General features: G+C 42.2%; 13 protein-coding genes and 3 tRNA genes. 10 read left to right on the top strand and 6 right to left on the bottom strand.

Annotation, left to right across the window (positions count from 1 at the left end; genetic code table 11):
• Nucleotides 1–57 precede the first annotated feature (57 nt).
• Complete coding sequence (locus tag L5B76_RS04390; protein WP_442780789.1) at nucleotides 58–528, bottom strand: low molecular weight protein-tyrosine-phosphatase; 471 nt, start codon at nucleotides 526–528, stop codon at nucleotides 58–60.
• A gap of 5 nt (nucleotides 529–533) precedes the next feature.
• Entirely contained in the window at nucleotides 534–1,865 is a 1,332-nt protein-coding gene (rimO, locus tag L5B76_RS04385) for a 30S ribosomal protein S12 methylthiotransferase RimO (protein WP_265754387.1), read from the bottom strand.
• 200 nt (nucleotides 1,866–2,065) lie between these two features.
• Between rimO and L5B76_RS04380 the strand changes: the two genes are divergently transcribed.
• From L5B76_RS04380 to L5B76_RS04360, 5 genes are all read left to right on the top strand, one after another.
• Entirely contained in the window at nucleotides 2,066–2,287 is a 222-nt protein-coding gene (locus tag L5B76_RS04380; protein ID WP_103854250.1) for a YceK/YidQ family lipoprotein, read from the top strand.
• On the top strand, nucleotides 2,284–4,296 hold the full coding sequence (gene rep, locus L5B76_RS04375; protein ID WP_265754386.1) for a DNA helicase Rep: 2,013 nt from the start codon (nucleotides 2,284–2,286) through the stop codon (nucleotides 4,294–4,296). Before L5B76_RS04380 ends, rep begins: the two co-directional genes overlap by 4 nt.
• 111 nt (nucleotides 4,297–4,407) lie before the next feature.
• Nucleotides 4,408–4,497 (top strand) — tRNA-Ser (locus L5B76_RS04370).
• Between the two features lie 10 nt (nucleotides 4,498–4,507).
• Nucleotides 4,508–4,584: transfer RNA gene (locus L5B76_RS04365), tRNA-Arg, on the top strand.
• A gap of 61 nt (nucleotides 4,585–4,645) precedes the next feature.
• Nucleotides 4,646–4,722: transfer RNA gene (locus L5B76_RS04360), tRNA-Arg, on the top strand.
• Between the two features lie 104 nt (nucleotides 4,723–4,826).
• Here L5B76_RS04360 and L5B76_RS04355 read toward each other — a convergent pair.
• On the bottom strand, nucleotides 4,827–5,756 hold the full coding sequence (locus L5B76_RS04355; protein WP_265754385.1) for a cupin domain-containing protein: 930 nt from the start codon (nucleotides 5,754–5,756) through the stop codon (nucleotides 4,827–4,829).
• 141 nt (nucleotides 5,757–5,897) lie between these two features.
• Between L5B76_RS04355 and L5B76_RS04350 the strand changes: the two genes are divergently transcribed.
• The gene (locus L5B76_RS04350) at nucleotides 5,898–6,242 is read left to right on the top strand and encodes a carboxymuconolactone decarboxylase family protein (protein WP_265755518.1); all 345 of its coding nucleotides are present in this window, start codon (nucleotides 5,898–5,900) and stop codon (nucleotides 6,240–6,242) included.
• 74 nt (nucleotides 6,243–6,316) lie between these two features.
• On the opposite strand, the gene lysA is transcribed toward L5B76_RS04350, so the two are convergent.
• Nucleotides 6,317–7,567, bottom strand: coding sequence for a diaminopimelate decarboxylase (gene lysA, locus L5B76_RS04345; protein WP_265754384.1), 1,251 nt, complete (start codon nucleotides 7,565–7,567; stop codon nucleotides 6,317–6,319).
• An 18-nt stretch (nucleotides 7,568–7,585) separates the two neighbouring features.
• On the bottom strand, nucleotides 7,586–7,702 hold the full coding sequence (lptM, locus tag L5B76_RS04340) for an LPS translocon maturation chaperone LptM (protein ID WP_250363794.1): 117 nt from the start codon (nucleotides 7,700–7,702) through the stop codon (nucleotides 7,586–7,588).
• A gap of 149 nt (nucleotides 7,703–7,851) precedes the next feature.
• Here lptM and cyaY point away from each other — a divergent pair, with 149 nt between their 5' ends.
• The 4 genes from cyaY (at nucleotide 7,852) to L5B76_RS04320 (ending at nucleotide 12,100) form a co-directional block, all read left to right on the top strand.
• Nucleotides 7,852–8,160, top strand: a complete 309-nt coding sequence (gene cyaY / locus L5B76_RS04335; protein ID WP_265754382.1) for an iron donor protein CyaY — start codon at nucleotides 7,852–7,854, stop codon at nucleotides 8,158–8,160.
• A gap of 61 nt (nucleotides 8,161–8,221) precedes the next feature.
• Nucleotides 8,222–10,066 carry a DNA helicase RecQ gene (gene recQ, locus L5B76_RS04330; protein WP_265754381.1) on the top strand — a complete coding sequence of 615 codons (1,845 nt, stop codon included), beginning with the start codon at nucleotides 8,222–8,224 and terminating at the stop codon, nucleotides 10,064–10,066.
• 91 nt (nucleotides 10,067–10,157) lie between these two features.
• Nucleotides 10,158–11,336 (top strand): ATP-grasp domain-containing protein, encoded by a 1,179-nt coding sequence (locus L5B76_RS04325; protein ID WP_265754380.1) that lies wholly within the window; start codon nucleotides 10,158–10,160, stop codon nucleotides 11,334–11,336.
• 8 nt (nucleotides 11,337–11,344) lie between these two features.
• Nucleotides 11,345–12,100, top strand: a complete 756-nt coding sequence (locus tag L5B76_RS04320) for an esterase family protein (RefSeq protein ID WP_265754379.1) — start codon at nucleotides 11,345–11,347, stop codon at nucleotides 12,098–12,100.
• A 93-nt stretch (nucleotides 12,101–12,193) separates the two neighbouring features.
• Here the strand turns inward: L5B76_RS04320 and pssA are convergent, their stop codons facing one another.
• Nucleotides 12,194–13,555, bottom strand: a complete 1,362-nt coding sequence (gene pssA, locus L5B76_RS04315) for a CDP-diacylglycerol--serine O-phosphatidyltransferase (protein ID WP_265754378.1) — start codon at nucleotides 13,553–13,555, stop codon at nucleotides 12,194–12,196.
• Nucleotides 13,556–13,689: the final 134 nt, after the last annotated feature.

The raw sequence follows: 13,689 nt of genomic DNA, 5'->3' as shown, positions 1-13,689 counted from the left end.
TCCTCCGCAACAGGTTTTTTGTTATTTCATATCGTCTTTATGACTATTATTGACATATTAGATTGAATATTCTAAACGAATTTTTGCCAACAACGCATCGCAACATTGATCCAATAATTCATAGGTTTGCGTGAAGTTTTTGGTGTACCAAGGATCGGGGATATGATCGATACCAAGGTTTGGACAAAGTTGAGTGATTTGAAATAATTTTTCAGGGTGATGCCCAAATAATTTTTCTAAATCCGCTAAATTTTGGTTGTCCATTGCAATCAGATAATCAAAATCTTGCCAATCTTTTGACCGCACTTTTCGGCTAGTAAAGCCTTTATTATCAATATGATGCAATTCAAGGGTTTCTGCCGTACCGCAGTGCATATCCTCGCCATCGTGCCAGCCTGATGTGCCAGCACTGTCGCTGATAATTTTATTCGATAAGCCTGCCTGTTTTACTTTTTCACGGAAAAGATATTCCGCCATTGGTGAACGGCAAATGTTCCCCAAGCAAACAAACAACACTTTCACTGGCAGCGCCATTAGCACGTTCCCCATAAATCATATTCGTCCGCTTGCGTGATGGTAACGTTAATCACTTGCCCCACGCTGACCACTTGGTTTGACAGGTTATCCACATAAACCACGCCATCAATTTCTGGCGCATCCGCCATTGAGCGTCCGATAATGCCTTCGTCATCAATTTCGTCCACAATCACAGGTAGCGTTTTGCCGATTTTTTGTTGTAAACGCTGTGCTGAAATGGCTTGTTGCACTTGCATAAAGCGATGGAAACGCTCTTCTTTTACCTCTTCTGGCACTTGATCTGGCAGATCTGTGGCAACCGCGCCTTCTACCGGGCTAAATTTAAAACAGCCAACGCGATCTAATTGTGCTTCTTGCAAGAAGTCCAATAATTGTTGGAAATCTTCTTCCGTTTCCCCTGGGAAGCCCACAATAAAGGTAGAACGCAAGGTTAATTCAGGGCAAATTTCGCGCCATTTTTTAATTCGTTCAAGGGTGCGATCGATTGAACCAGGGCGTTTCATCGCTTTCAAAATTTTCGGGCTAGCGTGCTGTAATGGAATATCTAAATAAGGCAAGATTTTGCCCTCCGCCATGAGTGGAATTAAATTATCCACGTGCGGATAAGGATAGACATAATGCAAACGCACCCAAATGCCTAAGGTGGCTAACTGCTCGCACAGGCTGATGAGATTGTTTTTAATCGGCTTACCGTTCCAAAAAACCGTTTTGTTTTGATTTTCTTTGCTTTGATCTAAAGAATAAGCAGAGGTATCTTGCGACACGATAAGCAACTCTTTCACGCCCGCATCGGCAAGGCGTTTGGCTTCATCTAACACTTGTGTAATTGGACGACTATCTAAATCCCCACGCATTGAAGGGATAATGCAGAACGTACAACGATGATCGCAGCCTTCGGAAATTTTCAAATAAGCATAATGTTTTGGCGTGAGTTTCACCCCTTGCGCGGGTACAAGGCTGATATAAGGATTATGGGCAGGCTTTGGCACATATTTATGCACTTGCTCCATTACGGCTTCATAGCTATGAGGGCCAGTCACTTCCAACACTTTTGGGTGAACTTCACGAATGCGATCTTCTTTCGCTCCCAAACAGCCCGTTACAATCACCTTGCCGTTTTCTTCCAATGCTTCGCCGATCGCTTCTAGCGACTCTTGCACCGCGCTGTCAATAAATCCGCAGGTATTGACGATCACTAAATCGGCATTTTCATAACTCGGAATAATGTTATATCCGTCAGAACGCAACTCCGTTAAAATACGCTCTGAATCCACTAAATTCTTAGGACAACCTAAGCTAATAAAACCAATATTTGGCGCTGAACTCATACAATAATCTCAATAATCACTCAAAACGGTGCATTGTACAAAATTCGTATGCAAAAGGCGATAAGCACGGGGAAATTTCGCGGAAAAAAGCACCGCACTTTAAGGCCAAATAGACAAAACGCGTTACCGCTATTTTACTTTTCATTGTCTTCCCCCCAGATCTTTCTCTATAATGCGCCAAACATTCAATTTGGGGCATTATGAAAAAAATAGCGATAATTTCCACCGCACTTTTATTGTTAAGCGGTTGTGGCACGGTAGTGAAATTGGTTGATCCTACTGAACCTTATGAAAGTTATGCAGGCACAAAATACGATTGGGAAATGACCCAAAAGTGGGGGCTGCCAATTTTAGATTTGCCGTTATCTTTTTTATTAGACACTGCATTATTGCCCTATGCGTGGGCGGAAGAATCGAAATGAAATTAAACGCACAGCAACAACAAGCCGTTCATTATGTGTCTGGGCCTTGCTTGGTTTTGGCGGGCGCTGGCTCGGGCAAAACACGGGTTATCATTAATAAAATTGCCCATTTGATCGCAAATTGTGGCTATTCCGCCAAGCACATTGCAGCGGTTACTTTTACCAATAAAGCCGCACGCGAAATGAAAGAGCGGGTGGCGCATTCCATCGGTAAAGATCAAAGCCGTGGCTTGACGATCTCCACTTTCCACACCCTTGGTTTCGATATTGTAAAGCGCGAACATAAGCATTTAGGGCTAAAATCGGCTATTACGTTGTTTGATGATTCCGAGCAAATGGCGTTATTGAAAGAATTAACCAAAGATCTGCTACAAGAAGATAAAGATCTGTTGAAAGCCTTGATGACACGGATTTCGCGTTGGAAAAATGATCTCATTTTGCCTGCGCAAGCTCTTGCTATGGCACGAGATCCGCAAGAGCAAACCTTTGCGCAATGCTATCAACGTTATGCCACGCAGTTGCGCGCTTATAATGCCCTAGATTTTGATGATTTAATTATGCAGCCAACCTTGCTGTTACGCACAAATGCAGAAGTGCGGTCAAAATGGCAGGCAAAAATTCGCTATTTGCTGGTGGACGAATATCAAGATACCAACACCAGTCAATATGAATTAATCAAATTGTTGGTGGGCGAAGCGGCGCGATTTACCGTGGTGGGTGATGATGATCAGTCTATCTATTCTTGGCGTGGGGCAAAACCGCAAAATATGGCGCGCCTGAAAAATGATTTTCCGCAACTAGAAGTGATTAAACTTGAGCAGAATTACCGTTCCACAGGACGCATTTTGCATTGCGCCAATATTTTGATTGCCAATAACGATCACGTTTTTGACAAAAAATTATTTTCCACCTTAGGCGAAGGGGAAAAATTGCAGGTGATTGAAGCAAAAAATGAGGAACACGAAGCCGAGCGCGTGGTGGGTGAACTTATCGCCCATCGCTTTATGCGCAAAACCAAATACCGTGATTACGCCATTTTGTATCGTGGCAACCACCAATCGCGCTTGTTTGAAAAAGTGCTAATGCAAAACCGTATTCCTTATAAAATTTCGGGCGGCACGTCTTTTTTCTCAAGGGCAGAAATTAAAGATATGATGGCGTATCTGCGCGTGTTGGTGAATCAAGATGATGATGCTGCGCTGTTACGCATTATCAATACGCCAAAGCGAGAAATCGGCACGGCAACCCTTGAAAAGCTCGGTTCGTTGGCATCGGAAAAACAGATTAGTTTATTTGAAGCGATTTTTGATTTTGAATTAATTCAACGCGTTACCCCAAAAGCCTATAACGCCTTACAGCATTTTGCGCGCTGGATTGTGGAACTCAATGATGAAATTTTGCGTGCTGAGCCAGAAGATGCTATTCGCCGAATGTTGAGCCAATTACATTACGAAGAATATCTTTACGAAACCGCGACTTCACCGAAAATGGCGGAAGTGCAAAGTAAAAATGTGGTGACCTTATTCCAATGGGTGGCAGAAATGCTCAAAGGCGATGAGTTTAATGAGCCGATGACGCTCAACCAAGTAGTCGCGCGCTTAACTTTGCGTGATATGCTAGAACGTGGTGAAGAAGATGATGAAAGCGATCAGGTGCAACTGATGACGCTGCACGCATCAAAAGGGCTGGAATTTCCCCACGTTTTCTTAGTGGGAATGGAAGAAAATATCCTGCCACACCAAACTAGCATTGATGAAGACAATGTGGAAGAAGAGCGCCGTTTAGCCTATGTTGGCATTACACGCGCGCAACAAACGCTGACCTTTTCCTTGTGTAAAGAGCGGCGACAATTTGGCGAAATTTTTAAACCAACGCCCAGCCGCTTTTTAGAGGAATTACCGCCAGATGATGTGCAATGGGAAAAAGATAAGCCTGCATTGAGCCAAGCAGAAAAAAATGCGCGAACCGAACAGCACGTTAATAATGTACTGGCAATTTTAGATGGTTAATAATCAATTTTTCCTGAGCTGTTGATAAATCAGACAAACGAAACATTATTTATAAAAATCGTTTGACTTATGCAAGTTCAATCCGTATTATACGCCGCACAAACCGATTGCGGTGAGATGGCCGAGAGGCTGAAGGCGCACCCCTGCTAAGGGTGTATAGGGGAAACTCTATCGAGGGTTCGAATCCCTCTCTCACCGCCATTTACTCAGGGCATCCGTAGCTCAGCTGGATAGAGTACTCGGCTACGAACCGAGCGGTCAGAGGTTCGAATCCTCTCGGATGCGCCATTTTGTTGAACTCTACAACAAAATTAAAATGATTAAATGACAGGTTAGCAAATTCAAATACGCACCCGTAGCTCAGCTGGATAGAGTACTCGGCTACGAACCGAGCGGTCAGAGGTTCGAATCCTCTCGGGTGCGCCATTTTAATCATTTCCTTTTTTCATATAAGAATTTCTTTTTTTATTAAATAAATTTGATATTTAGCTGAAAATTGTAATTTTCTAGGTAAAATCTTATTAGTATTTTCAAGCGTTATTATTTTTATTTTCTTGTTCCCCTTTCCTGTACCTATTCGGTGAAATTCCATAATGTTGTTTAAATGCGCGGCTGAAGTAGGCTTCGGATTGGTAGCCGACATCTAAGGCAATGGCAAGAATATTTTTCTGGGTGGATTTTAGTAGCATTGAGGCTTGTTGCATTCGTATTTCGGTCAGAAATTTACCTGGGGTGATCGCCATTATTTTTTGGAATACGCGGATAAAATTGGCGCGCGACATATTGGCCAGTTGCGCAAGATTTTCCATATTCCAGTCAAAGGCTGGCTTTTCTAAAATATGCTCGATAACAGGGGCGAGCTTTTTGTCTTGCAAACCTGCTAGCAAACCCATTTGAGCAGTTTTATCTTGCATATATTGGCGTAAAATATCACAAAAAAGCACCGCACATAGTGCATTGATCACGGATTTCCCGCCTAATTGCTTTTTATCTTGTGCAATTTCCAAACGAAACAAGTCGATCAATTTTTCTAAGCTTGGTGTGCGGGTAGAAAGGTGCAAAAAGGGCGGTAGAATTTTGAATAGAATAGACTGTTTATCGTAATAAAATGCGCCGCAAAACATTTCAAAATCTGCTTGAGAAACCACATTAGTCGCAAGTTGCCAAGCTTGTTTTTCTTCATCTGTTTTCTCAATTTGCTTAGCGTGCGCCTGTTGAAAATCTTTACTTTGAATATAATGCTCATCACCAGTGGGGAGAAAAATGAGATCCCCTTTTTGCAAATGAAGGGTTTGATCTTGCATAAATAATTGGCATTCTCCGCGCGAAATAATGTGAAAAACCCCCATATTTTGCACCGCACTTGGTTGATAGGCTCGCCAATTTCCTTGAAATAAACAATGGGTGTGAATTTCTCCCTCAATTTGAGCTAATTCGATTAAGTGATCTAGTGCGTCCATATTACTCCCTCCTAAAGACACCTATCATAAAGCATTATTTTAGACTTTTTAACTGATTTTTGCGTTTATGTGTTAAGAATATAAGTATAAATAATCTCATAATGTATAAGTTCATTTATTACATTACATAAGGACAATATGATGTTTAAAGACTGGAAAGCAGAAGAAACCCACGTTAAAAAATCTTTTGGTGAACTTGGTAAAAAATACCCAAAAATGCTGCAAGCTTACGGTGCATTATCGCAAGCAATGGCTGATTCAGCTCTTGATGCGAAAACCCGTGAATTAATCGCTTTAGCAGTAGCGGTAACCACACGTTGTGAGAGCTGTATTGCCGTACACGCAGATGAAGCAGTAAAAGCAGGAGCAACGGAGCAAGAAGTGGCATCGGCATTAGCCACGGCAATTGCATTAAATGCTGGCGCAGCTTATACCTATTCTTTGCGAGCATTAGAAGCCTTTAATGTGAATTCATCACAAGACTAAGTCTATTTTGTTTAGCGTGCTATAAATAAAAATCCCTAGTTTTTGCTAGGGATTTTTTTATGCATAAAATTTATTTACGGCAATACACTTTCTAACTGCCATAATTCAGGGTAGGTTTCACGGCGTTTAATGAGATGTGCTTGATCACCGTCCACCATCACTTCAATCGCTCTTGGGCGTGAGTTGTAAGTGGACGCCATACTTGCGCCGTAAGCACCGGCAGAACGCTGGGCGATGAGATCCCCTTGGGCAATCGCCAGTTCACGCTGTTTGCCTAAGAAATCAGAGGTTTCGCAAATTGGACCGACCACATCATAAACTTTTGTTTCGCGCGGCAGGCTGCGATCCACTTCAATAATATTCATATAGGCTTGATACAACGCAGGGCGAATCATATCGTTCATTCCCGTATCCACAATGGCGAAATTACGGCTTTCATTGCTTTTTAGGTATTCTACTTTGGTGAGCAAAATCCCTGCATTCGCAGTGATTGCACGCCCCGGCTCAAGGATAATTTCCAAGTTTGGATAATCTTTTAACTTAGCTAATAATGCTTTTGCATATTCACTTGGGTGCGGCGCATTTTCATCTTTATAGGTTACGCCTAAACCGCCGCCTAAATCTAAATGTTTTAGTTCGATGCCATCTTGAGCAAGCTGCTGCATTAGCACGATCAAGCGATCGGTGGCATCAAGGAATGGCTGAATTTCTGTGAGTTGTGAGCCAATATGGCAATCCATTCCGGTGATTTTGATATGCGGTAATTGGCTTGCAATGCGATACACTTCACGCGCTTCATCAACGCTCACACCAAATTTATTTTCTTTCAGTCCAGTGGAAATATAAGGGTGCGTGTGTGCGTCCACATCAGGGTTCACGCGTAAAGAAATAGGCGCGATTTTATTTAACCGCCCTGCTACATCATTAATACGGTAAAGCTCGGCAAGGCTTTCGACATTAAAGCAACGAATACCTACATTTAACGCACGTTCAATTTCCTGTTCAGATTTTGCTACGCCAGAAAAAACGATTTTGTTTGCTTCACCACCAGCGGCAAGCACACGTTCTAATTCCCCTTGCGATACAATATCAAAGCCCGAGCCAAGTTTTGCCATCACATTTAAAATGGCTAAATTTGGGTTAGATTTCACCGCAAAGCAAATTAAATGTGGGTGATTGCCTAAGGCATTATCAAAGGCGTGCCAATGCCGCTCAAGCGTAGCCCGTGAATAAACATAAGCCGGCGTACCAAATTGTTGTGCTATTTTACTTACCGGCACTTGCTCCGCCATCAGTTGATCATCTTGATATTGAAAAAAATCCATTAGCTTGTCCTTGAATGCTTATTGTTGTGTTTGTGAATGTTGTTGTTCAGGGAAATAAAGTGGGCCTTTCACACCACAAGCGGTGGCAGAAAGCGTAACTGCCCCTAAAGTGAGGATAAAAATTAGCTTTTTCATCTTATATTCTCTTGGTTTATCTTATAAATCTTACGCATAATAACGATATTTATAGAAAGATCTATTCTTTTTTACATCATTTTGCACTTTGTATAAATGGTAAAAACTCTCTATAATTCTGCCTTATCTATTTCGCTTATGGAAAAATTATGAACGTTACAGAATTTCATCAAAATATTGAGCAAGTTTGGCTCAAAATTGAAGAGCAATTAGAAGAGCAAGATTGTGATGTGGATTGCGACACGCAAGGTTCGGTGTTTACCATCACCTTTCCTGATCGCAGCCAAGTGGTAGTAAATAAGCAAGAGCCGTTACTTGAACTCTGGCTTGCCAGCAAAGCAGGCGGTTTCCACTTTGCTTTCAAAGAGGGGCAATGGATTGCCAATGACGGCAAATTATTCTGGCAATGCTTGGAAGAAGCCTGTCGCGTACACGGCGAGCAAGTGCATTTTGCCTAATGCCCTATTTCATCAATAAACAAAGTGCGGTGCATTTTTAACGAGTTTTTCGCAAAAAATAATGAAAAAAAACACCGCACTTGAAGTTTTGAATGAGGTCTTTGGTTACCAATCTTTCCGCAACGGACAAGAAGAAGTCATCAACGCCGCCCTTTCACACCAAGATAGCCTCGTGATTATGGCAACGGGAAACGGAAAATCCCTTTGCTATCAAATTCCTGCACTTTGCTTTTCAGGTTTAACCTTAGTCATTTCGCCACTGATTTCGTTAATGAAAGATCAAGTGGATCAACTGCTTGCCAACGGTATCGAAGTGGATTATCTCAATTCCACACAAACCTTTGAGCAACAGCAAATCGTGCAAAATAAGGCGATTTCAGGGCAACTCAAATTACTTTATATTTCGCCCGAAAAGGCGATGACAACCAGTTTTTTTCAATTTATTTCCCATTGCCAAGTGAGCTTTATTGCTATTGATGAAGCCCATTGTATTTCCCAATGGGGACACGATTTCCGCCCTGAATACACCCAACTTGGCGGCTTAAAACGTTGCTTTCCCAATGCCCCGATAATGGCACTCACTGCCACCGCCGACAGTGCCACAAGGCAAGATATTTTGCACCACTTACAACTGGATAACCCGCATATTTATATCGGCAGTTTTGATCGCCCAAATATTCGCTACACCTTGGTGGAAAAATTTAAGCCAATGGAACAACTATGCCAATTTGTACTAGGGCAAAAGGGCAAAAGCGGTATCGTTTATTGCAACAGCCGTAATAAAGTGGAACGTTTGGCGGAAAGTTTACGCAAAAAAGGCGTTTCAGCCCAAGCTTATCACGCAGGAATGGAAGCCAACCAGCGCGAACAAGTGCAACGTGCTTTTCAGCGTGATAATGTGCAAGTGGTGGTGGCAACCATTGCTTTTGGAATGGGCATTAATAAATCCAACGTGCGGTTTGTGGCGCATTTTGATTTGCCGCGTAGTATCGAAGCGTATTACCAAGAAACAGGGCGTGCAGGACGTGATGATTTGCCAGCTGAAGCCGTATTGTTTTACGAACCCGCCGATTATGCGTGGTTACAAAAAATGCTGCTGGAAAAGCCAGAAAGCCCGCAACGCCAAATTGAACAGCATAAATTAGAAGCCATCGGTGAGTTCGCCGAAAGCCAAACCTGCCGCCGTTTAGTCTTGCTGAACTATTTTGGTGAACATCGCCAAGCACCTTGTGGAAACTGCGATATTTGCCTTGATCCACCTAAAAAATATGATGGCTTAATTGACGCACAAAAGGTGATGTCCACCATTTATCGCGTAGGGCAAATGTTCGGCGTACATTATGTGATTGGCGTGTTGCGTGGAATGCAAAATCAAAAAATTAAAGACAACCAGCACGATCAACTGAGTGTGTATGGCATTGGCAAAGACAAAAGCAAAGAATATTGGCAATCAGTGATCCGCCAACTGATTCATCTTGGACTTGTGCAACAAGTGATGAATCAATTTCATTCGGTGTTACAACTGACGGAAAATGCGCGCCCAATTTTGCGTGGTGAACAGCCCTTAGAGCTGGCAATGCCAAGGGTTTCTTCCATTATGACTGCACAAAGCGCACAAAAAAGTGCGGTGCAAAATTACGACAAAGATCTCTTTGCTCGCCTACGTTTCTTACGCAAACAAATTGCCGACAAAGAAAATATTCCCCCTTATATCGTGTTCAACGATGCAACTTTACAAGAAATGGCACAATATCAACCCACCAGCAAGCGCGAAATGCTACAAATCAACGGCGTGGGCGCAACCAAATTAGAGCGCTTCGGACAGGCATTCCTGAATATAATCCAAGAGCATAAATCGCTCAGCGCAAAAAATAGCCAACCGCTTAAATTATCTAACGAAAAATAACCGCACTTTGTTTGAAAACAGATCGATTTATGCCGATTATTTTGGGTATAATGCAATCGTTTTCGTTATTTTTTAGATTGAGGGATAGTCTATGTCAAGACCACTAAACTTTGTGATGATTTCACCCCATTTCCCCACCAATTTTGAAACCTTTGCCTTGCGGTTGCGGGAGAATGGTTTTAATACCTTGGGGATTGCGGACACGCCTTACGAGCAGTTAAGTGAGAATTTACGCAACTCACTTACGGAATATTATCGTGTGGATAATATGGAAGACTATGATCAGGTTTACCGTGCGGTGGGTTATTTTGCCCATAAATATGGACGCATTGATCGCATTGAATCGCACAATGAATATTGGCTTGAGCTAGATGCGAAACTTCGCACGGATTTCAATGTATTTGGTTATAAAAATGAAGATATGAAATCCATTAAAACCAAATCAAAAATGAAAGAAATTTTCCGTCAAACAGGCTTAAAAGTGGCGAAAGGACGTGTATTTGAAAGCGATGAAGATGCCAGAAAATTAGCGCACGAATTACATTATCCCGTGATTATCAAACCCAATTCTGGCGTGGGCGCGAGCGATACTTATAAGATTAAAAATGCGCAAGAATTGGAAAACTTCTTCAGCCATAAAAATCCCAATGTGGAATACATTATGGAAGAATTTATTGACGGCGATATTGTTACCTTTGACGGCTTAACGGATCGCGATGGCAATATTGTGTTTTATTCCAGCCTTGAATATTCCGAAGCGGTGCTGGATACCGTAGAAAAAGACGGCGATATGTTCTATTACGTTCCCCGTGAAATTTCGCCAAAATTGGTAGAGATCGGTCAAAAATGCGTCAAAGCCTTTAATGTGAAAGAGCGGTTCTTTCATTTCGAGTTTTTCCGTGTAAAGAAAACCAACGAATTATTACCATTAGAAGTGAATTGCCGCCCACCGGGTGGTTTAACCATTGATATGTGGAATTATGCCAATGATTTTGATGTATTCAATGAATATGCGCATATTGTGAAAGACAACCAATTCCACGCGCAAATTTCGCACCCTTGGAATGTGGTGTATATCTCTCGCAAGGCAAATCAGCATTATGCGCATTCCATTGCCGAAGTGTGCGAAAAATTCCCACATAATATCATTAGCGTACAGCAAGTGCCGGGCGTATTTGCCAAAATTATGGGCGAAGAAGGGATTTTAGCGCGTACGCCAAGCCTTGAACAAATGCGTGAAATTATTCAATTTGCCCATCAAAAACACTAGGAGGAAAAATGTTTTTTGAACGCCGTCATCATTGGAGCGGAGAACTCGGTCGCGAAATGCCTTTTAATGTCTATGGCCACAGCGGCAAGCCTGTGATTGTTTTTCCTTCATCGGGGGGAAATGAAAACGAATATGGCAATTTTGGAATGATTGACGCCTGCCGTTCTTTCATCGAACGCGGTTTACTCAAATTTTACACCCCTGATTCTTTTGATAAGGAATCTTGGCTCGCGGATTACAAATCAGGGCAGGATATGGCACAGGCTCACAATGCTTATGATCGCTATATTATCAATGAATTAGTGCCATTAATTCGCCACGAATCCAAATGGCAAGGTGCAATGATCGCCACAGGTTGTAGTATGGGCGCATTCCACACCATAAATTTCGCCTTACGCCACCCTGATCTTTTTGATACCGCCATCGCCTTAAGTGGCGTATATGATGCGCGTTTCTTCACAGGAGAATTTCACGGCAATGCAGAAGTCTATTTTAATTCCCCCATTGATTATTTATGGAATCAACACGACCCGTGGTTTTTAGAGCGCTACCGCCAAAATCATTACATAATCGCCGTTGGGCAAGGCGCTTGGGAAGAACAACACATTGCTGACACCGCACGCTTACAACAAGCCTTCCAAGCTAAAGATATTCCTGCTTGGTTTGACTTCTGGGGAACAGATGTGGATCACGACTGGCCTTGGTGGCGAGTACAAATGCCTTATTTCTTAGGGAAATTGGAAGAGCAGGGGTTGTTGGAATAGGTGGATAAAAGAATGATTGGTAATTGAGCTAAGAAGGAAATATTAGGGGGATCTTAGTTTTAAGATCCCTAAATCCCTAAATTAAGGAATTAGCTACAAAATCATCTTCACCAATTTATCCGCTTTGATACGGGCGAATTTTTTTAGTAGTTTTTGCACGGGTTCAGGGTATTGTGAGAGTTCGTCCAGCTCTGAATAATGCTTGAGTTGGGTGGTGTGCTGGCGAATGGTGGCGAGTTCTTGTTCAACCTGTGAGGCGAGTTGTTGGCTTGGATCTTGAATGAGCAAACCATTTTCTGCATCTAAACGCCAAGCGCGTGGATTTAGGTTGTTGCCAGTTAATAAAATATAGCTATCGTCCACCCACACGCCTTTTAGGTGATAGCTGTTCTCGCCGTCTTTCCAAGTGCGAATAACAAGCTGGCCTTGGTTAATTTGCTGTTCAAATTTTTGGCTGAAACGGCGTAGATTGCTTTCATATAAATAAGGCAATGCCCCTGCCATTTTGAACGGCTGTGAAGGGGGAATGTAAAAATCGTTAGCGGTTTTGTCACCCACGATAATTTCAATGTGCTTGCCTTTTTGTAGTAAACGGCGGATTTTTTGTTGTAATGGACGTGGAAAATTAAAATATGGTGTGCAGATCACCAATTTTTCTTGCACGATCTGGAAAAGATCTTCAATCGTACGGTTAAGCAGGTTTGCACCACCACCTAAACCAAAAAGTGGGGTGATTTTTAAGCCAGAATTTTCTTCGTTGGCAAACTTATATTGTCCATCTGCGGCTAAGCCTTTGCGGAAAGCACGAATATGCTGGCGAATTTCTTTGGTTTTTGGACGTTCAGAATTATCCAATGGTAGCACCGCTTGATTACTCAGGAGATACTGTTGCAGGAAATTCACCATTGAATCCGCAAGGGCGGAATGGGTGATTTTATGATAACGGTCGTAGCGGTATTTTTCATTTTGCTGCAAATACACATTATTAATGCTCGCCCCGCTATATAACAAGGTATCATCAAAAATAAAGCCTTTAATATGCAACACGCCAAACACTTCGCGCGTGTTCACTGCCACGCCGAAAAACAAATGGGCGTGTTCACCATATTGATGAATGGCACGTTGTTCGCAGTACCAATCTGCGTTGGTGGCAGATTTTTCTGCGCCAAGCAAATTACGCTGCGCGCGGTGCCAATCGACAAAAATTTTCACCTCAAGCTCGGGATTACGGCTTTTAGCGGCAAACACTTCATTTAAAATTTCTTGCCCCGCTTCGTCATTTTGCCAATAAAGTGCGGTGATATAAATGCGTGTTTTTGCTTCACGAATAAGCTGGATAATTTGTTGCTTAAATTCCGCAGGGTGATGAAGAAAATCAATTTGCGAGGGTTGTAACGCCAAACTTGGCAAGGCTTGCAAATTTTCCTCCGCCCTTTTCGTTTTATTTATCAACATAATTTTTTACTCTAATTTTGATAATCCATTTTTTTCAGCCTTGTAGTTTACAATATTTACTTCTTGGCTTGGTAGAAAAAAGATATTTTTTCGTTATAATGCTCACATTTTCCCATAAAGTGCGGTGCTTTTTT

This window comes from Avibacterium sp. 21-594 (assembly GCF_026226815.1).
In the GTDB taxonomy this organism is placed as follows: Bacteria; Pseudomonadota; Gammaproteobacteria; order Enterobacterales; family Pasteurellaceae; genus Avibacterium; species Avibacterium avium.
This window is presented reverse-complemented; position numbering and strand designations above follow the sequence as displayed.

What these genes read in the sequence shown, in the direction of transcription:
- rimO (WP_265754387.1), bottom strand. Translation starts at nt 1,865, where the DNA reads ATGAGTTCAGCGCCAAATATTGGTTTTATTAGCTTAGGTTGTCCTAAG.
- L5B76_RS04380 (WP_103854250.1), top strand. Translation starts at nt 2,066, where the DNA reads ATGAAAAAAATAGCGATAATTTCCACCGCACTTTTATTGTTAAGCGGT.
- rep (WP_265754386.1), top strand. Translation starts at nt 2,284, where the DNA reads ATGAAATTAAACGCACAGCAACAACAAGCCGTTCATTATGTGTCTGGG.
- L5B76_RS04355 (WP_265754385.1), bottom strand. Translation starts at nt 5,756, where the DNA reads ATGGACGCACTAGATCACTTAATCGAATTAGCTCAAATTGAGGGAGAA.
- L5B76_RS04350 (WP_265755518.1), top strand. Translation starts at nt 5,898, where the DNA reads ATGTTTAAAGACTGGAAAGCAGAAGAAACCCACGTTAAAAAATCTTTT.
- lysA (WP_265754384.1), bottom strand. Translation starts at nt 7,567, where the DNA reads ATGGATTTTTTTCAATATCAAGATGATCAACTGATGGCGGAGCAAGTG.
- lptM (WP_250363794.1), bottom strand. Translation starts at nt 7,702, where the DNA reads ATGAAAAAGCTAATTTTTATCCTCACTTTAGGGGCAGTTACGCTTTCT.
- cyaY (WP_265754382.1), top strand. Translation starts at nt 7,852, where the DNA reads ATGAACGTTACAGAATTTCATCAAAATATTGAGCAAGTTTGGCTCAAA.
- recQ (WP_265754381.1), top strand. Translation starts at nt 8,222, where the DNA reads ATGAAAAAAAACACCGCACTTGAAGTTTTGAATGAGGTCTTTGGTTAC.
- L5B76_RS04325 (WP_265754380.1), top strand. Translation starts at nt 10,158, where the DNA reads ATGTCAAGACCACTAAACTTTGTGATGATTTCACCCCATTTCCCCACC.
- L5B76_RS04320 (WP_265754379.1), top strand. Translation starts at nt 11,345, where the DNA reads ATGTTTTTTGAACGCCGTCATCATTGGAGCGGAGAACTCGGTCGCGAA.
- pssA (WP_265754378.1), bottom strand. Translation starts at nt 13,555, where the DNA reads ATGTTGATAAATAAAACGAAAAGGGCGGAGGAAAATTTGCAAGCCTTG.